The sequence below is a fragment of the Pseudomonas sp. ICMP 460 genome (assembly GCF_002723595.1).
In the GTDB taxonomy this organism is placed as follows: domain Bacteria; phylum Pseudomonadota; class Gammaproteobacteria; order Pseudomonadales; family Pseudomonadaceae; genus Aquipseudomonas; species Aquipseudomonas kitaguniensis.
Genome location: NZ_LKBR01000013.1, coordinates 62923 through 80510, shown reverse-complemented (window position 1 = coordinate 80510; position 17588 = coordinate 62923). Strand labels below are relative to the sequence as shown.

Genomic DNA, 17588 nt, shown 5'->3' with positions numbered 1-17588 from the left:
TTTGCACGTAAAAACCCAATATATGGGACTGTTATTTATATATTGAGATTTATCAGCGCGTAGGTTTATATTCGCCCATCTGCTTTTTTCAGCACCCACTCATTTCAGGTGAAGCGATGCAGGCGCAATTGATCGCGCTCGACTGGGGGACCAGCTCCCTTCGTGCTTATAAACTCGGCCCGGCTGGTGAGGTGCTCGAACAGCGCTCGCTGGCGTTCGGGATCATGCACCTGCCCAGCGAACCCCGCGACATCGCCGGCGTGCGCTGCAGCGATGGCTTCGAGTTGGCGTTCGATGCCGCCTGCGGCGATTGGCTCGACGCCCAGCCCGGCCTGGCGGTGATTGCCTGCGGCATGGTTGGCAGCGCTCAGGGCTGGAGCGAAGCGGCCTATCGCAACACCCCGGTGGATGTCGCAAGCTTGGGCCAGGCGCTGCATACAGTCCGCAGCCTGCGTGGCGTGGTGGTGCACATCGTGCCAGGCGTGATTGAGCAGGTCGGCTTGCCCAACGTGATGCGCGGTGAAGAAACCCAAGTGCTCGGCGTGTTGCAGAGCCTTAACAGCGACGCCTTGATCGGCCTGCCTGGCAGCCATTCCAAATGGGTCGAGGTGGTGGGTGGTCGCATCACGCACTTCGACACCTTCATGACCGGTGAACTGTTCGCGATACTCAGCAAGCACAGCATTTTGGGGCGTACTCAAAAAACCGTGGAACAGTTCCAGACACAGGCCTTTGACCGAGGCGTGCAGGTGGCGCTGTCGGCAGACGGCCAGCGTGGCGTGCTGTCGACGCTGTTCAGCGCGCGAACGCTGGGGCTGACGGCTGAGCTTGCGCCTGAGCAACAGCCCGACTACTTGTCTGGCCTGTTGATTGGCCACGAACTCGCGGGCTTGCCGGCCAGCGCCAAACACCAGCCGATCATTCTGGTCGGCGCCGCCGCCCTGTGCACGCGCTACCAACGCGCCCTCGCCCTTTGCGGCTTCGCCCACGTCAGCCTGGCGCAAGAAGCCACCGAGCGCGGCTTGTGGCAATTGGCCGTGGCGGCCGGGCTCACTCAACCTGTATCGGAGGCCTGACATGCTCAAGCAAGCACTCACACACAACGGTTTGATCGCGATTTTGCGCGGTGTGCGACCGGACGAAGCCCGTGCGATTGGCCAGGTGCTTTACGCCGCGGGCTTCCGGGTGATCGAAGTGCCGCTCAATTCACCCGAGCCTTACACCAGCATCCGCACGCTGCGCGACAGCCTGCCCGCCGATTGCCTGATCGGTGCGGGCACGGTGTTGACGCCAGAGCAGGTTGAACAGGTCAAGGCCGCCGGTGGCCAGGTGATCGTTATGCCCCACAGCGATGCCAAGGTGTTGCGCGCCGCCAAAGCGGCGGGCCTGTACCTGTCGCCAGGCGTGGCCACGCCGACCGAGGCGTTTGCTGCGCTGGCTGAAGGCGCGGACGTGTTGAAGCTGTTCCCGGCCGAGCAAATGGGCCCGGCAGTGATCAAGGCCTGGCTCGCGGTATTGCCAGCGGGCACGTTGTTGCTGCCGGTCGGCGGCGTTACACCAGACAACATGCAGGTGTATTTCGACGCCGGCGCCAAGGGCTTCGGGCTGGGCTCGGGGTTGTTCAAACCGGGCATGTCTGTGGATCAAGTGGCGAGCAGCGCGCAGGCGTACGTCGCGGCCTGGAACGCGCTTCATTGATTGCAAGCTTTGCGCCCTGGGCGCTGCATCGACAAGAGAGATAAGAAGATGAAAATCACCAAACTGACTACCTTCATCGTTCCGCCGCGCTGGTGCTTCCTCAAGGTCGAAACCGACCAGGGCGTGACCGGCTGGGGCGAGCCCGTGGTCGAAGGCCGCGCCCACACGGTGGCCGCCGCGGTTGAGGAACTGTCCGACTACTTGATCGGCAAAGACCCACGCAATATCGAAGACATCTGGACCGTGCTCTATCGCGGCGGCTTCTACCGGGGCGGCGCCGTGCACATGAGCGCCCTCGCCGGTATCGACCAGGCGCTGTGGGACATCAAGGGCAAGGCGCTGGGTGTGTCGGTCAGCGATTTGCTCGGCGGCCAGGTGCGCGACAAAATCCGCGTGTATTCGTGGATCGGCGGCGACCGTCCGGCCGACACTGCGCGTGCCGCCAAAGAAGCCGTGGGCCGTGGTTTTACCGCAGTAAAAATGAACGGCACCGAAGAATTGCAGTTCGTCGACAGCTTTGAAAAGGTCGACCTGGCGCTGGCCAACGTGGCCGCTGTGCGCGATGCCGTCGGCCCTAACGTCGGCATCGGCGTCGACTTCCATGGCCGCGTGCACAAGCCCATGGCCAAAGTGCTGATGAAGGAGCTGGACGCTTACAAGCTGATGTTTATCGAAGAGCCGGTGCTCAGCGAAAACTACGAGGCACTCAAAGAACTCGCGCCGCTGACCAGCACGCCGATCGCTTTGGGCGAGCGCCTGTTCTCGCGCTGGGATTTCAAGCGTGTGCTCAGCGAAGGTTACGTCGACATCATCCAGCCCGATGCTTCCCACGCGGGCGGCATCACCGAAACCCGCAAAATCGCCAACATGGCCGAAGCCTACGACGTGGCGCTGGCCCTGCACTGCCCGCTCGGGCCGATTGCCTTGGCGGCCTGCCTGCAACTCGACGCGGTGTGTTACAACGCGTTTATCCAAGAGCAAAGCCTGGGCATCCATTACAACGAGAGCAACGACCTGCTCGACTACGTGCGCGACCCGGGCGTGTTCGACTATGACAAAGGCTTCGTGAAGATCCCCAATGGGCCAGGGCTGGGCATCGAGATCAACGAGGAATACGTGATCGAACGCGCGGCCATCGGCCACCGCTGGCGCAACCCGATCTGGCGCCACGCCGACGGCAGCTTCGCCGAGTGGTGATTTTTATCTGAAGTAATGCGGATCAACATGTGGGAGGGGGCTTGCTCCCGATGGCAGTGGACCAGCCGCCGAAGAAGTCGACTGACACTCCGCCATCGGGAGCAAGCCCCCTCCCACAGTGACCGCGTTGCTCCCGAGAGTTGTTTACTGCGTCCTCAATAAACATAAGAAGAGGCTACCCATGCAACCTGAATCCTTCACTGGGCAGGCTCCCTTAGTCGCGCCCAGCAGAAAGCGTTTCTTCATCATGCTGCTGTTGTTTATCACCGTGGTGATCAACTACCTCGACCGCAGCAACCTGTCGATTGCAGCGCCAGCGCTGACCAGCGAGCTGGGTATCGACCCGGTGCACGTCGGGCTGATCTTCTCGGCCTTCGGCTGGACCTACGCCGCCATGCAAATTCCCGGCGGCTGGCTGGTAGACCGCGTGCCGCCGCGCATCCTCTACACCGTGGCCCTGTTGTTGTGGTCGATTGCCACCGTAATGCTTGGCTTTGCCGCCAGCTTTATCGCGCTGTTCGTGCTGCGCATGGCGGTCGGCGCGCTCGAAGCGCCGGCCTACCCGATCAATAGCCGCGTGGTCACCACCTGGTTTCCCGAGCGCGAGCGCGCCACGGCGATTGGCGTTTACACGTCCGGGCAGTTTGTCGGGCTGGCGTTTCTCACGCCGGTGCTGGCGTGGCTGCAACACACCTTCGGCTGGCACATGGTGTTTGTCGCCACCGGCGGCGTGGGCATTCTGTGGGCGCTGGTGTGGTACGCGGTGTACCGCGAGCCGAAGGATTTCAAAGGCGCCAACGCCGCTGAAATCGAGCTGATCCGCGAAGGCGGCGGGCTTGTGGATATGCAGGCCAAAGTGGTCAAGGCACCGTTCAGTTGGGTCGACCTCGGCATCGTACTGACCAAGCGCAAGCTATGGGGCATCTACCTGGGGCAGTTCTGCCTGAACTCCACGCTGTGGTTTTTCCTGACGTGGTTTCCGACTTACCTGGTGAAATACCGCGGCATGGACTTCATCAAGTCCGGCCTGCTCGCGTCGCTGCCGTTTCTGGCGGCGTTTGTCGGCGTGCTGTGTTCGGGGCTTTTCTCTGACTGGCTGATTCGCCGGGGCGCGTCGGTGGGTTTTGCGCGCAAGTTACCGATCATCAGTGGCTTGCTGATTTCCACGGCGATCATCGGCGCCAATTACGTGGACTCGACGGCCTGGGTGATTGCGTTTCTGGCTGTGGCGTTTTTCGGCAATGGCCTGGCGTCGATTACCTGGTCACTGGTATCCACCCTGGCGCCCGCACGGTTGCTCGGCCTGACGGGAGGCGTGTTCAACTTTATCGGTAACCTGTCGGCGATTACCACGCCGATCGTGATCGGCTTTCTGGCCAGCGGCGACTCGTTTGCGCCAGCGATCACCTACATCGCCGTGCTGGCGTTGCTGGGCGCGCTTTCGTACGTATTGCTGGTGGGCAAGGTCGAGCGCATCGAGCTGTAGCAGGCGATTAAGCCCTGTGGCTATCCAATAGATTTTTCCGGCGAGCGGGCTTCTGTGGCGAGCGGGCTTGCTCGCCACAGAAGCCCGCTCGCCACACAAGATGGCTGGCTGCAGAACGGGTTAGGTGTCAGTTGAGCACGCCGTCGAGGATTTCGTAGACGATGCCGGTGCCGACGGCGATCAGCACCACGTCTGGGCCGGAGCGGCGCCATTCGTAGCCTGGGTACGTGGGCAGGCGGGCCAGCGCGCGGCCGTCGAGGCGTTCGCCGTAGTAGCCGCCTGGCAAGGGTTGGCCACGCACCAGGCGTACGTTCGGTGGCGGAGGAGCGCCGCGCGAGAACTGGCTGTGGTTGTCGTGGATGATCTGGCGCACCGGGCCGAAATCCTCGGGTGGGCCGCCACGGCGGTTGCCCTGCGGGCCGCGATGGTCGTCGCCACGTTGTTCGTGCTGGCCTTGCGGGCCGCCACGGTCGGGGCCGCCTTGATCGTTGGGCGCGGCCTGCGCCAGGGCACTTGCGCCGAGCATCAGTACGCCAAGGCCAGCGATCAAGCGTTTAGGCATTTTCATGGGTGTTTCCTCAGTACTGCACGAACAAAAAAGGGATTTCGAACGCGGTTCGAAATCCCTTGGTCTTGTCACTTTAGGTACTGATCCGGAGGTTTGATTCCTCTGTATCAGGAACTTTACTTCCCGCTACATCGCGTTTACTTACGCGCGTTGCGCACACCTTCCGACAGTGCGGCACACAGGCTCAACACACCATCAATCGCTTGCTGATCATTTTTCGCATTGGCGATGTGATCGATCAGCGCAGAACCCACGACTACCCCGTCCGCCAGGCGCGCGATAGCGGCCGCTTGCTGCGGTGTGCGGATACCAAAACCGATGCTGATCGGCAGGTCGGTATGCCGACGCAGGCGAGTCACGGCTTCTTCGACGTGCTCCAGGGTGGCGGCGCCGGCACCGGTGACACCGGCCACCGACACGTAGTACACAAAGCCGGAGCTGCCGTTGAGCACGGTTGGCAGGCGCGCGTCATCGGTGGTCGGCGTGGTCAGGCGGATAAAGTCGATGCCCGCAGCCTGGGCCGGGTCGCACAGCTCGGCGTTATGCTCGGGCGGCATGTCGACCACGATCAGGCCATCAACCCCGGCTTCCTTGGCGTCAGCGATGAACTGCGGCACGCCGTATTTATGGATAGGGTTGAAGTAGCCCATCAATACCAGCGGCGTGTCGTTGTTGTCTTTACGGAACTCGCGAACCATTTGCAGGGTTTTCGCCAGGTTCTGCTTGGCAGTCAGCGCGCGGATATTCGCCAGTTGAATGGCTGCACCGTCGGCCATCGGGTCGGTGAAGGGCATGCCCAACTCGATCACATCGGCACCGGCGGCCGGCAAGCCTTTGAGGATCGCCAGCGAGGTGTCATAACCCGGGTCGCCGGCGGTGACGAAGGTCACCAGGGCGGCGCGGTTTTGTTCTTTCAGCTGCGCAAAGCGTGTGTGCAGGCGGCTCATCAGTGTTTCTCCTGCTGGCTGGATTGCATATGGTGCATCACGGTCTGCATGTCTTTGTCGCCACGACCGGAAAGGTTGACCACCATCAGGTGATCCTTCGGCAGGTTCGGTGCACGTTTGAACACTTCGGCCAGCGCGTGCGCGGTTTCCAGCGCCGGGATAATCCCTTCGAGTCGGCAGCATTTGTGGAACGCGTCCAACGCTTCGTCGTCGGTCACCGAGGTGTACTGAACGCGGCCGATGTCATGCAACCAGGCGTGTTCCGGGCCGATGCCAGGGTAGTCGAGGCCGGCAGAAATCGAGTGCGCGTCGATGATCTGGCCGTCGTCGTCCTGCAACAGGAAGGTGCGGTTGCCGTGCAGTACGCCGGGTACGCCGCCGTTAAGGCTGGCGGCGTGTTTGCCGGTTTCGATGCCAAAACCTGCGGCTTCAACGCCGATGATCTCGACGCCGGTGTCATCCAAAAACGGGTGGAACAAGCCCATAGCGTTCGAGCCGCCGCCGATGCACGCCACCAGGCTGTCGGGCAGACGGCCTTCCTGGGCTTGCATCTGGGTGCGCGTTTCTTTGCCGATCACCGCCTGGAAGTCGCGAACCATGGCCGGGTACGGGTGTGGGCCGGCCACGGTGCCGATCAAGTAGAAGGTGTCGTCGACGTTGGTTACCCAGTCACGCAGCGCTTCGTTCATCGCGTCTTTAAGGGTGCCGGTGCCGGAGATTACCGGGATCACTTCTGCGCCCAGCAGCTTCATGCGAAACACGTTGGCCTGTTGGCGCTCAATGTCGGTGGTGCCCATGTAGATCACGCAATCGAGGCCAAACCGCGCGGCGACGGTGGCCGTGGCCACACCGTGCATGCCGGCGCCGGTTTCGGCGATGATGCGTTTTTTGCCCATGCGCCGCGCCAGCAAAATCTGGCCGATGCAGTTATTGATCTTGTGCGCGCCGGTGTGGTTGAGCTCTTCGCGCTTGAGGTAAATCTTGGCGCCGCCGCAGAATTCGGTCAGGCGTTCGGCGAAGTACAGCGGGCTTGGACGCCCAACATAGTCGCGTTGGAAGTAGGCCAATTCTTCGTTGAAGGCCGGATCAATCTTGGCCGCTTCGTATTCGCGGGCCAATTCAAGGATCAACGGCATCAAGGTTTCAGCGACGTAGCGGCCGCCGAACCCGCCAAACAGGCCGTTGGCGTCGGGGCCGTTGCGAAGGTCGGTCTGGGACTGAGTCATGGGACGCTCCAGGGAAAACGTGAGTAGAGGCAATGAAGGCCACTCTACCCCTGACGCGCTGCGCTGAAAACCGATAAGATCGCCGCAACCTGTCAGGAAAACTCACAGATGAGCCGAGACCTTCCACCGCTTAACGCCCTGCGCGCGTTCGAAGCGACTGCGCGCCTCAACAGCGTTAGCCAGGCTGCCGAGCAATTGCACGTGACGCACGGCGCGGTCAGCCGCCAATTGAAAGTGCTGGAAGAGCACTTGGGCCTGAGCCTGTTCGTCAAGGACGGGCGCGGCCTTAAACTCACAGATGCAGGCGTGCGGCTGCGCGATGCGAGTGCCGAGGCGTTCGAGCGCTTGAGGGATGTGTGCGCAGAACTCACGCAAAGCAGCGCCGACGCGCCGTTCGTGTTGGGGTGCTCGGGCAGTTTGCTGGCGCGCTGGTTCATCCCGCGCCTGGGCCGCCTGAATGCCGACCTGCCCGACTTGCGCTTGCACCTGTCGGCGGGTGAAGGCGACCTCGACCCGCGCCGCCCGGGTCTGGATGCTTTGCTGGTGTTCGCCGAACCGCCGTGGCCAACCGATATGCAGGTATTTCAGCTGGCCAGCGAACGCATCGGCCCGGTGCTGAGCCCGCGTTTCGCCGGTTACGAACGCCTGCGCCAAGCGCCTGCCTCAGCCTTGTGCGACGAAGCGTTGCTGCACACCACTTCACGCCCGCAAGCTTGGCCCGTGTGGGCGCGGCAACACGGCATCGAGCCCGGCGCGTTGAAACAAGGCCAGGGTTTTGAGCATTTGTATTATTTACTGGAGGCGGCGGTTGCCGGTTTGGGCGTGGCCATTGCGCCAGAACCGCTTGTGGCAGAAGACCTGCGAGCGGGTCGCCTGGTCGCGCCGTGGGGTTTCAGTGAAACCCCGGCGCGCCTGGCGTTGTGGCTTCCCAAGCGCGCCGCAGACGGGCGCGCGGGTCAACTGGCGCAGTGGCTCAAGGCAGAGCTGTTGCGCCAGCCGATGTAGCCCGTCAATCAGTCACCGCGTTTGAACAGCAGGTAAGCAGCTACCAGACCCAGCGCGCCAACGGCAACGCCGGCGGTGGTCCATGGGTGCTCTTGTGCGTAATCACGGGTCGCAACACTGGTTTCGCGGATTTTGACTTTGCTTTCTTCGTAGGCATCGCTGATCAGGTGGCGAGAATGCTTGAGTGCGTTCTCGGCATTGCTTTTCAGGGCCTTCAAGGTTTTGCGCGACTCGTCGGATGCATCGTCCTTGAGGCTTTCGAGGGATTTGAGCAGGCTCGAAATCTCGGCTTCCATGCTTTCCAGCGACGCTTTGCGTAAAGAAGTGTTGGCCATTTGGACTCTCCTGAAATGATTGAGTGGCAGGTGTAGATACCGACTGCGGTGATTTCAGAAAGTGCAGTAAATCTGAACTTTTGCGTAGGAAAGGTCGCCAGAAGCATTACGAACATCGACTGCTACGCTCACTAAAGACCTCAGGAGAAATGCCATGTCTGATCATCACACCTACAAGAAAGTCGAGCTGGTAGGCTCGTCCACCACCAGCATCGAAGACGCCATCAACAATGCCGTGGCTGAAGCCAACAAGAGCCTCAAGCACCTGGAATGGTTTGAAGTGACTGAAACCCGTGGGCATATCGAGAACGGCAAGGTTGCGCATTATCAGGTCACGCTCAAGGTAGGTTTCCGAATTGCCAGCAGTTGATCCTGCGAGTTGAACTTGCTGACTGGCCGATTGCCATAACCTGCGCTACAACGTTGGGGGGCCGATGCGCTAGCGTCGGCGCGTTCTATTCGATCAGCGTAAGGAAGTAACGGATGAAGAAGTTTCTGTTAGCAGTCGGTCTGTTGAGCATTGCCGGTACAGCCCTGGCGGCGGGCAAGCCATGCGAAGAGCTGAAAAGCGAACTCGCGGCAAAGCTTGATGCCAAAGGCGTTCAGCACTATTCGCTGGATGCTGTGGACAAAGGCACTGCAGGCGCCGATGCCAAAGTTATTGGCAGCTGCGAAGGTGGCACCAAGGAAATCGTCTACAAGCGCGGTTAATCCCGTGTTGCAGACATGAAAAACCGACGCGAGTGCGTCGGTTTTTTTTAGCCTGAGGTTTAGCCCTTCATCACTTGCGCGAGCAGCTCGTAGGAATGAATCCGATCGGCGTGTTCGTACAGGTCGCAGGTAAAGATCAGCTCATCGGCGCCGGTTTGCTCCACCAACACTTCCAGCTTGGCGCGGATTTTTGCCGGGCTGCCCACCATGGCCAGTCCAAGGAAGCTGCCGACCGCTTCTTTTTCATGCGGCAACCACAGGCCATCCATGCTTTTCACCGGTGCGCGCTGTACCAGGCTTTGCCCGCGCATCAACGCGAGAATGCGCTGGTACACCGAGGTGGCGAGGTACTCGGCCTGCTCGTCGGTGTCGGCGGCTACCAGTGGAACGCCGAGCATCACGTAGGGTTTGTCCAGCACGGCTGAAGGCTTGAAGTGGTTGCGGTACACGCGAACCGCCTCATGCATCATGCGGGGTGCGAAATGTGAGGCGAAGGCGTAGGGCAAACCGCGTTCACCGGCCAATTGCGCGCTGAACAGGCTTGAGCCCAGTAGCCACACCGGCACGTTGGTGCCGGTGCCTGGCACAGCGATCACCCGTTGGTCTGGCGTGCGCGGCCCCAGGTAGGCCATCAGCTCAGCCACGTCGTCCGGGAAGTCATCCGAGCTGCCCGAGCGCTCACGGCGCAGGGCGCGGGCGGTCATCTGATCGGAACCGGGCGCGCGGCCCAGGCCCAAGTCGATACGGCCGGGGTACAAGCTTTCCAGCGTGCCGAATTGTTCGGCGATCACCAAGGGCGCGTGGTTGGGCAGCATTACGCCACCGGAGCCGACGCGAATAGTCGAGGTGCCACCGGCCAGGTAGCCCAGCAACACCGAGGTGGCCGAACTGGCGATGCCGTCCATGTTGTGGTGTTCGGCGACCCAGAAACGGTTGTAGCCCATCTTTTCGACGTGCTGGGCGAGGTCGAGGGAATTGCGCAGCGACTCTGCCGGGCTGCCGTTGGCCCGTACGGGCACCAGGTCGAGGGTCGAGTACTTCACGTCGGACAGCGATTTCATAAGCCTGCTTCTCCAATGGGGGCGCAGGCTTTTAAGTCGAACCAAAACCTGCCGCTTCATGTGCATGCTCTATGAAATGAGGGCATATACCCGAGATTCAATAGCCGCTAGGGAAATTTCCTACTGAATTGCTAGGTTTCTCCGACAAGATGAACTTTGCCAGCGCTTCTATCCTCAGAACCCTTACTGAAGCAAAACCACCGTTCGAGGAGAAAGCTATGAGTATCGTTAAAAAAGCATCCGCGCATTGGGAAGGTGATCTGAAGACAGGTCTGGGTTCGATTTCCACCGAAACCGGCGTACTGCGCGACGCGCCTTACGGCTTCAAGGCTCGTTTTGAAGGCGGCAAGGGCACCAACCCTGAAGAGCTGATTGGCGCGGCCCACGCGGGTTGTTTCTCGATGGCGTTCTCGATGATCCTGGGCGACGCCGGCCTTACGGCTGACACCATCGACACACACGCTGAAGTGACGCTTGACCAGGTTGACGGCGGTTTTGCCATCACCGCGGTGCATTTGATCCTTAAGGCCAAGATTCCGGGCGCGAGCCAGGCGCAGTTCGATGAACTGAGCAAAAAAGCCAAAGAAGGCTGCCCGGTGTCCAAGCTGCTGAATGCTAAAATCAGCCTGGATGCCACGCTGGTTAGCTAACGCGCTCTGAGAAACACAGCAGGTCCAAAGTGGGAGGGAGCTTGCTCTCGATAGCGGTGTACCAGGCAGCCAAGCATTGGCTGGCCTGCCGCAATCGGGAGCACGCTCCCTCCTGCATTTAGTTCTGCTTTAAATCAGAACTCGTGTTTCCCGGATGTGGTCCTATAGCCTATGCAGCCTTAGACGCACACCCGTGCGCAATGCATTCAGGGAGCTTCAAAAATGAAACGTTTTGCCTTGGCGATCATCTGCGGTGTATTGGCCACTTCGGCCGTGGCCGCTCCAAAAGATTGTGAAGAGCTCAGGAAAGAGATTGAAGTGAATATCCAGGCCAAGGCGATCCCGTCTTACACCCTGGAAATCATTACTGCCGAAGAAGCCAAGAACCACGACAGCGCGATGATTGTTGGTTCTTGCGAAAACGGCACCAAGCGCATCATTTACCAGAAAAACAGCGACTGATTACAGGCAGTTCACGCTGCGCTCTTGCGCCAGCAACTGACGCGCTGAGTCATACAGCCGAATGTTCGGCGTGAAGGCCAGCGAGCGCCCTTCCAGAACATAGCGCTGGCCGGCCTGGAAATTGTCGTAGTGCAGGGTGATGAAGCAGGTTTGGTCGCGCGTCTGGTCCAGCCCGCCCAAGCCCCCACCCGTGTTGACTTCGAAATCAAAGCGCACCATCAACTCGTGGCTGCCGGGCGGCACCTGAAAGAAACGCCCATCGTCGAGGTTTTTGCCGTCCAGGCGCTGGGCCATCACCAGTTTGGCGCCCGGCGTCGGTGTGGTGAAGTCGACCCAAGCCTGGTTCGGATCGACCGGCGGTATCGGGGTCAACGCACAGGCGCTGAGAAACGCGGCGGTGATGGGAAGCACGAGCTGGCGCATGATAGGCACTCAACGGTTGGAAAGAATTGAACCCGGCGCCGAGGGCGGCAGGCTCTGTATCAGTATAAACATGCCGTGCAATGGAAAAACTCCCCGCTGGCAGGCTAGTCTGGCGAGCAAATAACCCAGGAGTGGTTGGGGCATGGTCAGGCGTTTTCTTCCAGGGTTGATGGTGCTGCTGCTCAGCGGCTGTTCCAGCGTCAGTTACTACAGCCAGTTGGCCGGTGGCCAGTGGCAATTGTTGCGGGCGCGGGAACCGGTTTCCGAGGTTATTGCTGACCCTTCTCGCCCACAGGCGCTGCGTGAGCACTTGGTGCAAGCGCAGAAAGCGCGCACGTTCGCCAGCCAGCACCTGCACCTGCCGGATAACCAGAGTTACCGGTTATACGCTGACATTGGCCGGCCTTACGTGGTCTGGAATGTGTTTGCCACGCAGGAATTTTCCCTGTCGCCCGACACCCATTGCTTCCCGATTGCCGGCTGCGTGGCTTATCGCGGTTATTACAACCAAGGCGCAGCGCGCGGCGAAGCGGCGTTGTTGCAGCAACGCGGTATGGACGTCTCGATTGGCGGCGTCGAGGCTTATTCCACGCTGGGTTGGTTCAACGACCCGATCATGAGTTCGATGATGAGCTGGGGCGATGAGCGCTTGGCCACGCTGATCTTTCATGAGCTGGCGCACCAGCGTTTTTACGTGAAGGACGACACCGAGTTCAACGAGTCGTATGCCAATTTTGTCGAGCAGGAAGGCACCCGCCAATGGCGTGCGGCGCGGGGCCTGGCGCCGATCAGCAATGCGGCGGTGCAGCAACGGGATCAATTCATCCGACTGGTACTCGACACGCGCAAACGCCTTGAACGGTTGTACGCGCAGCCGCTGGCGGCTGATGCGATGCGGCGAGCCAAAGCCGCAGAGTTTGAGCGGTTGCGCAGTGAGTACCGCCAGATGCGCGATAGCCAATGGGGCGGCGACAAGCGTTATGACGTGTGGGTAAACCAGCCGATGAACAATGCGCGGTTGCTGCCGTTCGGGCTGTATGACCAATGGGTGCCGGCGTTTGCCGCGTTGTTTCGGCAGGAAGGTGGCGATTGGGTGAAGTTTTTTGCGGCGGTGGAGAAGCTGGGTGGGTTGCCGGTGGAGCAGCGCAAGGCGGCGTTGAGGCAGTTGGAGGGTGCTAGCCGTTAGGGCCTCATCGCAGGCAAGCCAGCTCCCACATTTTGATCTGTGTGCACCGATTCAATGTGGGAGCTGGCTTGCCTGCGATAGCGGCATCAGCCGCGCTGCAAAAACGCCTGATGCAGCTCATCCAGCGTCTCAAAGTGCCAGGTCGGTGCCTCGGCGCTCAGTTCTTCAAAACTGCCAAACCCATAGCCGACCGCTGCCGAAGCCAGCCCGTTGCTGTGTGCGCCGATCAGGTCATGCTTGCGGTCACCAATCATCAACGTGGTGGCCGGGTCCAGGCCCTCCTCGCTGATCACGTGGGCAATCAACTCGACTTTGTTGGTGCGTGTGCCGTCCAGCTCGCTGCCGTAGATCGCCTTGAAGTGCTTGGCAAAATCGAAATGCCGGGCGATCTCGCGGGCGAACACCCACGGTTTGGAGGTGGCCACGTACAACTGACGGCCTTGGCCGTTGAGCGCTTCGAGCAACGGTATCACGCCCTCGAACACGTGGTTTTCATACAGCCCGGTGACCTTGAAACGCTCACGGTAGAAATTCACCGCCTGCCACGCCTTGGCCTCGTCGAAGGCGTAAAACTGCATGAACGCTTGCAGCAACGGCGGGCCGATGAAGTGTTCCAGCTTGGTCAGGTCCGGTTCGTCAATGCCGAGCTTGCCGAGGGCGTACTGGATCGAACGGGTGATGCCTTCACGCGGGTCGGTCAGCGTGCCGTCCAGGTCAAACAGCACGGTTTGATAGGGCAGGCTCATTGGTCGAACCCCTCAGCCAGGTGCAGGTCTTTGAGCTTCACGTAGTTCGCCGCGCTGTAGGTGAAAAACGCGCGCTCTTTGTCGGTGAGTGCGCGGATTTGTTTAACCGGGCTGCCGACATACAAAAAGCCGCTTTCGAGTGTCTTGCCCGGCGGCACCAGGCTGCCCGCGCCAATGATCACGTCGTCTTCGACCACCGCACCGTCCATCACGATGCTGCCCATGCCGATCAAAATGCGATTGCCGACGCGGCAGCCGTGCAGCATCACCTTGTGCGCGATGGTCACGTCATCGCCGATCAGCAACGGGAAGCCATCCGGGTTGAATGGCCCGGCGTGGGTGATGTGCAGAACGCAGCCGTCTTGCACGCTGGTGCGCGCACCGATGCGGATGCGGTGCATGTCGCCACGAATCACGGTCAACGGCCAGACCGAGCTGTCGGTGCCGATTTCGACATCGCCGATCACCACCGCCGAAATATCGACAAAAGCCCCGGCGCCCAAGGCTGGCGTGTGGTTCTGATAGGTGCGAAGGGTCACGATAGCTTCTCTCTCTGTTGTTGATAGCTGCGGTGGGCATTGATTGTAATTAAGATGGCCCCATCTTTGTTCTTACATGTTTCTTCAGCCAAGGTGCCCACCGTGAGCGCGAACAACCCGCTTCTGCAGTCCTACGACCTGCCGCCGTTCTCGGCGATCCGTGCCGAGCACGTGCAACCGGCCATCGAACAGATTTTGGCCGACAACCGCGTCGCCATCGAAGGCATCCTGCAAAGCCAGGGTAAAAACCCGACCTGGGCCGGGCTGATCCTCGCCATGGACGAGCTGAACGACCGCCTCGGCGCTGCCTGGAGCCCGGTCAGCCACCTCAACGCCGTGTGTAACAGCGCGCAGCTGCGTGAGGCGTACGAAAGCTGTCTGCCTGCGTTGAGCGCCTACTCCACCGAGATGGGCCAGAACCGTGCGCTGTTCCAGGCCTTCGAAGCCTTGGCCAACAGCCCGGAAGCTGCGGGTTTCGACGTGGCGCAAAAAACCATCCTGGAACATTCGTTGCGCGATTTCCGCCTGTCGGGTATCGATTTGCCGCCTGAGCAGCAAAAACGCTACGCCGAAGTGCAAAGCAAGCTTTCGGAGTTGGGCAGCAAGTTTTCCAACCAATTGCTCGACGCCACCCAAGCCTGGACCAAACACGTCACCGATGAAACCACCCTCGCCGGCCTGACCGACTCGGCCAAGGCGCAAATGGCCGCCGCCGCCCAGGCCAAAGGCCTCGACGGTTGGCTGATCACCCTGGAATTCCCGAGCTACTTCGCGGTGATGACCTACGCCCAAGACCGTGCCCTGCGTGAAGAACTCTACGCGGCCTACTGCACCCGCGCGTCGGACCAAGGCCCGAATGCCGGCCAGAACGATAACGGCCCGGTGATGGAGCAAATCCTCGACCTGCGTCAGGAGCTGGCCAAACTCTTGGGCTACGCCTCGTTCTCCGAGCTGAGCCTGGCCACCAAAATGGCCGAGTCGAGTGACCAGGTGTTGAGCTTCCTGCGCGACCTGGCCAAGCGCAGCAAGCCGTTTGCCGCCCAGGATCTGCAACAGCTCAAGGCGTACGCTGCCGAACAAGGCTGCGCCGACCTGCAAAGCTGGGACAGCGGTTTCTACGGCGAAAAGCTGCGTGAACAACGTTACAGCGTGTCTCAGGAAGCCCTGCGTGCGTACTTCCCGATCGACAAAGTGCTGGGCGGGCTGTTCGCCATCGTGCAGCGCCTGTACGGCATCGAAATCGCAGAGCAAAAAGGCTTCGACACCTGGCACCCGGATGTTCGCCTGTTTGAAATCAAGGAAAACGGCCAGCACGTCGGCCGCTTCTTCTTCGACCTCTACGCCCGCGCCAACAAGCGTGGCGGTGCGTGGATGGATGGCGCCCGCGACCGTCGCCGCACCGTCGACGGCGTGCTGCAAAGCCCGGTGGCGAACCTGGTGTGTAACTTCACCCCGGCCGACAGCGGCAAGCCTGCGCTGCTGACCCACGATGAAGTGACCACGCTGTTCCACGAATTCGGCCACGGCCTGCACCACCTGCTGACCCGCGTTGACCACGCCGGTGTTTCCGGTATCAACGGCGTGGCGTGGGATGCGGTGGAATTGCCGAGCCAATTCATGGAGAACTGGTGCTGGGAGCCGGAAGGCCTGGCGTTGATCTCCGGCCACTACGAAACCGGCGAGCCGCTGCCGCAAGACCTGCTGGAAAAAATGCTTGCGGCGAAGAATTTCCAGTCCGGCCTGATGATGGTGCGCCAGTTGGAATTCTCGCTGTTCGACTTTGAACTGCACGCTACCCACGGCGATGGCCGCAGCGTGGCGCAGGTGCTTGAAGGCGTGCGCAATGAAGTCTCGGTGATGCGCCCACCGGCCTACAACCGCTTCCCCAATAGTTTTGCGCACATCTTCGCGGGCGGTTATGCGGCGGGTTACTACAGCTACAAGTGGGCCGAAGTGCTGTCGGCGGATGCCTTCTCGAAGTTTGAAGAAGACGGCGTGTTGAACGCCGAAACCGGCCGCGCATTCCGTGAGGCGATCCTGGCGCGCGGCGGCTCCCAGGCGCCGATGGTGCTGTTCGTCGACTTCCGCGGCCGTGCGCCGTCGATTGACGCACTCTTGCGCCACAGCGGCCTCAGTGAGGACGCGGCAGCATGAGCGAAGGGCCTGTGATCAGCAAAAAGCAATTCATCGCTGGGGCGGTCTGCCCGGCGTGCAGCGAGCCGGACAAGCTGAAAATGTGGACGGAGGACAGCGTGCCGCACCGCGAATGCGTGGCCTGCGGGTATACCGACACGCTGAATGACCAGGGTTTGTCGGTGCCCAAGGAATTGGGCACGCGGGTCAATACCTCGGCGTTGAAAGCGCCGGACCCTAAAGTGCAGGCCGTGCAGTTTTTTCCCAACCCCAAGCTGAAAAAAGACTGACACCGTTCAGGGTGTAAGTACCACTTCAGCGTCTTGCTTTGGCTCAACGCGGCGGCTGCTCGCCGTGTTGAGCCAACTGTTCATCGAGCACAGCGCAAACGCGCTGGTGCTGCAATCGCCATTCGCCAAGGCCGTGCGTAACTTGTCGACATCGGCCTTCATCATGTAGCGAACGCCGTCCTTGAAGCCATTGCTGCTGCCAAAGCCGCCCAGGGTCATCTCGTTCAACGCGTCTTCCTTGCTCCAGCCTTGAACCACCACGCGGTACATGGCGGCGATCAGGCCGGTGCGGTCGGAGCCGTGCTTGCAGTGCATCAACACCGCGCCATTGGTTTGTGCGTCCTGGATGGCTCTAAGTGCCGCCAGCACGTCGGAATCGTCGACGTGATTGGTGCGATAAATCAGCTGCACCTGTTTTATGTCCGAGGATTTCAGCCAGTCGCTGTCCGATTCCGGCAAAAAGTTAATCACAGTCGCGATCTTCAGGTTTTGCAATACCGGCACCGCGCTGCTGTTGGGCAGCGCGCTCCGATACAGCGTGGGCGTCATCTGGTGCAGGTTGAATTGGTTGCCCACCGGCTGGGCCCATTCAGGGGAGCGCAGTGAGCCGGCGTCATCGGCGTGTGTGGCAGCGGTGGTGAACAGCGTCATGAGTGCCACGCCGAGGGCAGGCAGCAGTCGAATCGAGAACATGCGCTTTGTGACCGAATAGGGAAGTGGCTGATGGGCGATAGCTTCGTCTACCGCCGGTCAACGGCGCGTGAGGCGCTCGTCAAAGAATCGTGAATAACCTGGCGGCGGTGTTTTTGCGGCTGAATCGATTCTTCAAATCCTTAGCCTGCTATCATTTGTAACTATTGATTGCCGGTGTGTTCTATCCTTTTGGATCCCATTTCCAGGCAAGCCTTCACGCTGCTCCCAGAAG

At 60.7% G+C, this 17588-nt stretch carries 21 protein-coding genes; 12 read left to right on the top strand and 9 right to left on the bottom strand.

The annotated features are described in order from the left end of the window. Positions 1-116: 116 nt before the first annotated feature. The 4 genes from AO240_RS11035 to AO240_RS11020 all read left to right on the top strand — a co-directional run bounded on the left by AO240_RS11035 (position 117) and on the right by AO240_RS11020 (position 4381). Positions 117-1076 (top strand): 2-dehydro-3-deoxygalactonokinase, encoded by a 960-nt coding sequence (locus tag AO240_RS11035; RefSeq protein WP_099236567.1) that lies wholly within the window; start codon positions 117-119, stop codon positions 1074-1076. Position 1077: 1 nt separating this feature from the next. Next, positions 1078-1698 carry a 2-dehydro-3-deoxy-6-phosphogalactonate aldolase gene (locus AO240_RS11030; RefSeq protein ID WP_058414571.1) on the top strand — a complete coding sequence of 207 codons (621 nt, stop codon included), beginning with the start codon at positions 1078-1080 and terminating at the stop codon, positions 1696-1698. A gap of 48 nt (positions 1699-1746) precedes the next feature. After that, positions 1747-2895, top strand: coding sequence for a galactonate dehydratase (gene dgoD / locus AO240_RS11025; protein ID WP_058414572.1), 1149 nt, complete (start codon positions 1747-1749; stop codon positions 2893-2895). Between the two features lie 181 nt (positions 2896-3076). Next, entirely contained in the window at positions 3077-4381 is a 1305-nt protein-coding gene (locus AO240_RS11020) for an MFS transporter (RefSeq protein WP_099236566.1), read from the top strand. A 127-nt stretch (positions 4382-4508) separates the two neighbouring features. On the opposite strand, the gene AO240_RS11015 is transcribed toward AO240_RS11020, so the two are convergent. The 3 genes from AO240_RS11015 to trpB form a co-directional block, all read right to left on the bottom strand. After that, a complete protein-coding gene (locus AO240_RS11015) occupies positions 4509-4949 on the bottom strand; it encodes an anti-virulence regulator CigR family protein (protein WP_099236565.1) in 441 nt (146 codons plus the stop codon). Positions 4950-5086: 137 nt separating this feature from the next. Next, on the bottom strand, positions 5087-5896 hold the full coding sequence (gene trpA / locus AO240_RS11010) for a tryptophan synthase subunit alpha (protein WP_099236564.1): 810 nt from the start codon (positions 5894-5896) through the stop codon (positions 5087-5089). Next, complete coding sequence (gene trpB / locus AO240_RS11005; protein WP_099236563.1) at positions 5896-7122, bottom strand: tryptophan synthase subunit beta; 1227 nt, start codon at positions 7120-7122, stop codon at positions 5896-5898. Before trpB ends, trpA begins: the two co-directional genes overlap by 1 nt. A gap of 108 nt (positions 7123-7230) precedes the next feature. Here trpB and AO240_RS11000 point away from each other — a divergent pair, with 108 nt between their 5' ends. After that, the gene (locus AO240_RS11000) at positions 7231-8127 is read left to right on the top strand and encodes a LysR family transcriptional regulator (protein ID WP_099236562.1); all 897 of its coding nucleotides are present in this window, start codon (positions 7231-7233) and stop codon (positions 8125-8127) included. Between the two features lie 8 nt (positions 8128-8135). On the opposite strand, the gene AO240_RS10995 is transcribed toward AO240_RS11000, so the two are convergent. Continuing rightward, positions 8136-8462 (bottom strand): YqjD family protein, encoded by a 327-nt coding sequence (locus AO240_RS10995; RefSeq protein ID WP_058414578.1) that lies wholly within the window; start codon positions 8460-8462, stop codon positions 8136-8138. 154 nt (positions 8463-8616) lie between these two features. On the opposite strand from AO240_RS10995, the gene AO240_RS10990 reads away from it, so the two are divergent. After that, a complete protein-coding gene (locus tag AO240_RS10990; RefSeq protein ID WP_058414579.1) occupies positions 8617-8832 on the top strand; it encodes a dodecin in 216 nt (71 codons plus the stop codon). Positions 8833-8945: 113 nt separating this feature from the next. Then, a complete protein-coding gene (locus tag AO240_RS10985) occupies positions 8946-9173 on the top strand; it encodes a DUF1161 domain-containing protein (protein ID WP_058414580.1) in 228 nt (75 codons plus the stop codon). 59 nt (positions 9174-9232) lie between these two features. Here the strand turns inward: AO240_RS10985 and AO240_RS10980 are convergent, their stop codons facing one another. Beyond that, on the bottom strand, positions 9233-10234 hold the full coding sequence (locus AO240_RS10980) for an LLM class flavin-dependent oxidoreductase (RefSeq protein ID WP_099236561.1): 1002 nt from the start codon (positions 10232-10234) through the stop codon (positions 9233-9235). A gap of 218 nt (positions 10235-10452) precedes the next feature. Between AO240_RS10980 and AO240_RS10975 the strand changes: the two genes are divergently transcribed. Together AO240_RS10975 and AO240_RS10970 are read left to right on the top strand one after the other, a co-directional pair. Next, positions 10453-10884, top strand: a complete 432-nt coding sequence (locus AO240_RS10975; protein WP_099236560.1) for an OsmC family protein — start codon at positions 10453-10455, stop codon at positions 10882-10884. A 222-nt stretch (positions 10885-11106) separates the two neighbouring features. After that, positions 11107-11346, top strand: coding sequence for a DUF1161 domain-containing protein (locus AO240_RS10970; RefSeq protein WP_056860983.1), 240 nt, complete (start codon positions 11107-11109; stop codon positions 11344-11346). Here AO240_RS10970 and AO240_RS10965 read toward each other — a convergent pair whose 3' ends face one another. Next, positions 11347-11769 carry a hypothetical protein gene (locus AO240_RS10965; RefSeq protein WP_099236559.1) on the bottom strand — a complete coding sequence of 141 codons (423 nt, stop codon included), beginning with the start codon at positions 11767-11769 and terminating at the stop codon, positions 11347-11349. It abuts the gene before it with no gap. A gap of 142 nt (positions 11770-11911) precedes the next feature. Here AO240_RS10965 and AO240_RS10960 point away from each other — a divergent pair, with 142 nt between their 5' ends. Then, a complete protein-coding gene (locus AO240_RS10960) occupies positions 11912-12955 on the top strand; it encodes an aminopeptidase (RefSeq protein WP_099236558.1) in 1044 nt (347 codons plus the stop codon). Between the two features lie 86 nt (positions 12956-13041). On the opposite strand, the gene AO240_RS10955 is transcribed toward AO240_RS10960, so the two are convergent. Both AO240_RS10955 and AO240_RS10950 read right to left on the bottom strand, forming a co-directional pair. Further along, complete coding sequence (locus AO240_RS10955; RefSeq protein ID WP_099236557.1) at positions 13042-13701, bottom strand: HAD family hydrolase; 660 nt, start codon at positions 13699-13701, stop codon at positions 13042-13044. Then, entirely contained in the window at positions 13698-14240 is a 543-nt protein-coding gene (locus tag AO240_RS10950; RefSeq protein WP_058414587.1) for a gamma carbonic anhydrase family protein, read from the bottom strand. The genes AO240_RS10955 and AO240_RS10950 overlap by 4 nt, the downstream gene beginning before the upstream one ends. Before the next feature lie 102 nt (positions 14241-14342). On the opposite strand from AO240_RS10950, the gene prlC reads away from it, so the two are divergent. Both prlC and AO240_RS10940 read left to right on the top strand, forming a co-directional pair. Further along, on the top strand, positions 14343-16394 hold the full coding sequence (prlC, locus tag AO240_RS10945) for an oligopeptidase A (protein WP_099236556.1): 2052 nt from the start codon (positions 14343-14345) through the stop codon (positions 16392-16394). Continuing rightward, complete coding sequence (locus tag AO240_RS10940; protein WP_058414589.1) at positions 16391-16663, top strand: YheV family putative zinc ribbon protein; 273 nt, start codon at positions 16391-16393, stop codon at positions 16661-16663. Before prlC ends, AO240_RS10940 begins: the two co-directional genes overlap by 4 nt. 6 nt (positions 16664-16669) lie before the next feature. Here AO240_RS10940 and AO240_RS10935 read toward each other — a convergent pair whose 3' ends face one another. After that, on the bottom strand, positions 16670-17356 hold the full coding sequence (locus AO240_RS10935) for a dual specificity protein phosphatase family protein (RefSeq protein WP_099236555.1): 687 nt from the start codon (positions 17354-17356) through the stop codon (positions 16670-16672). Between the last annotated feature and the right edge of the window lie 232 nt (positions 17357-17588).

Bases quoted from the DNA above. Each gene is read 5' to 3' on its own strand.
- AO240_RS11030 (WP_058414571.1), top strand. From the start codon at position 1,078: ATGCTCAAGCAAGCACTCACACACAACGGTTTGATCGCGATTTTGCGC.
- AO240_RS11020 (WP_099236566.1), top strand. From the start codon at position 3,077: ATGCAACCTGAATCCTTCACTGGGCAGGCTCCCTTAGTCGCGCCCAGC.
- AO240_RS10990 (WP_058414579.1), top strand. From the start codon at position 8,617: ATGTCTGATCATCACACCTACAAGAAAGTCGAGCTGGTAGGCTCGTCC.
- AO240_RS10975 (WP_099236560.1), top strand. From the start codon at position 10,453: ATGAGTATCGTTAAAAAAGCATCCGCGCATTGGGAAGGTGATCTGAAG.
- AO240_RS10955 (WP_099236557.1), bottom strand. From the start codon at position 13,701: ATGAGCCTGCCCTATCAAACCGTGCTGTTTGACCTGGACGGCACGCTG.
- AO240_RS10935 (WP_099236555.1), bottom strand. From the start codon at position 17,356: ATGTTCTCGATTCGACTGCTGCCTGCCCTCGGCGTGGCACTCATGACG.
- AO240_RS11015 (WP_099236565.1), bottom strand. From the start codon at position 4,949: ATGAAAATGCCTAAACGCTTGATCGCTGGCCTTGGCGTACTGATGCTC.
- AO240_RS10980 (WP_099236561.1), bottom strand. From the start codon at position 10,234: ATGAAATCGCTGTCCGACGTGAAGTACTCGACCCTCGACCTGGTGCCC.
- AO240_RS10960 (WP_099236558.1), top strand. From the start codon at position 11,912: ATGGTCAGGCGTTTTCTTCCAGGGTTGATGGTGCTGCTGCTCAGCGGC.
- AO240_RS10985 (WP_058414580.1), top strand. From the start codon at position 8,946: ATGAAGAAGTTTCTGTTAGCAGTCGGTCTGTTGAGCATTGCCGGTACA.
- AO240_RS10995 (WP_058414578.1), bottom strand. From the start codon at position 8,462: ATGGCCAACACTTCTTTACGCAAAGCGTCGCTGGAAAGCATGGAAGCC.
- trpB (WP_099236563.1), bottom strand. From the start codon at position 7,122: ATGACTCAGTCCCAGACCGACCTTCGCAACGGCCCCGACGCCAACGGC.
- dgoD (WP_058414572.1), top strand. From the start codon at position 1,747: ATGAAAATCACCAAACTGACTACCTTCATCGTTCCGCCGCGCTGGTGC.
- AO240_RS11000 (WP_099236562.1), top strand. From the start codon at position 7,231: ATGAGCCGAGACCTTCCACCGCTTAACGCCCTGCGCGCGTTCGAAGCG.
- AO240_RS11035 (WP_099236567.1), top strand. From the start codon at position 117: ATGCAGGCGCAATTGATCGCGCTCGACTGGGGGACCAGCTCCCTTCGT.
- AO240_RS10970 (WP_056860983.1), top strand. From the start codon at position 11,107: ATGAAACGTTTTGCCTTGGCGATCATCTGCGGTGTATTGGCCACTTCG.
- AO240_RS10965 (WP_099236559.1), bottom strand. From the start codon at position 11,769: ATGCGCCAGCTCGTGCTTCCCATCACCGCCGCGTTTCTCAGCGCCTGT.
- trpA (WP_099236564.1), bottom strand. From the start codon at position 5,896: ATGAGCCGCCTGCACACACGCTTTGCGCAGCTGAAAGAACAAAACCGC.
- AO240_RS10940 (WP_058414589.1), top strand. From the start codon at position 16,391: ATGAGCGAAGGGCCTGTGATCAGCAAAAAGCAATTCATCGCTGGGGCG.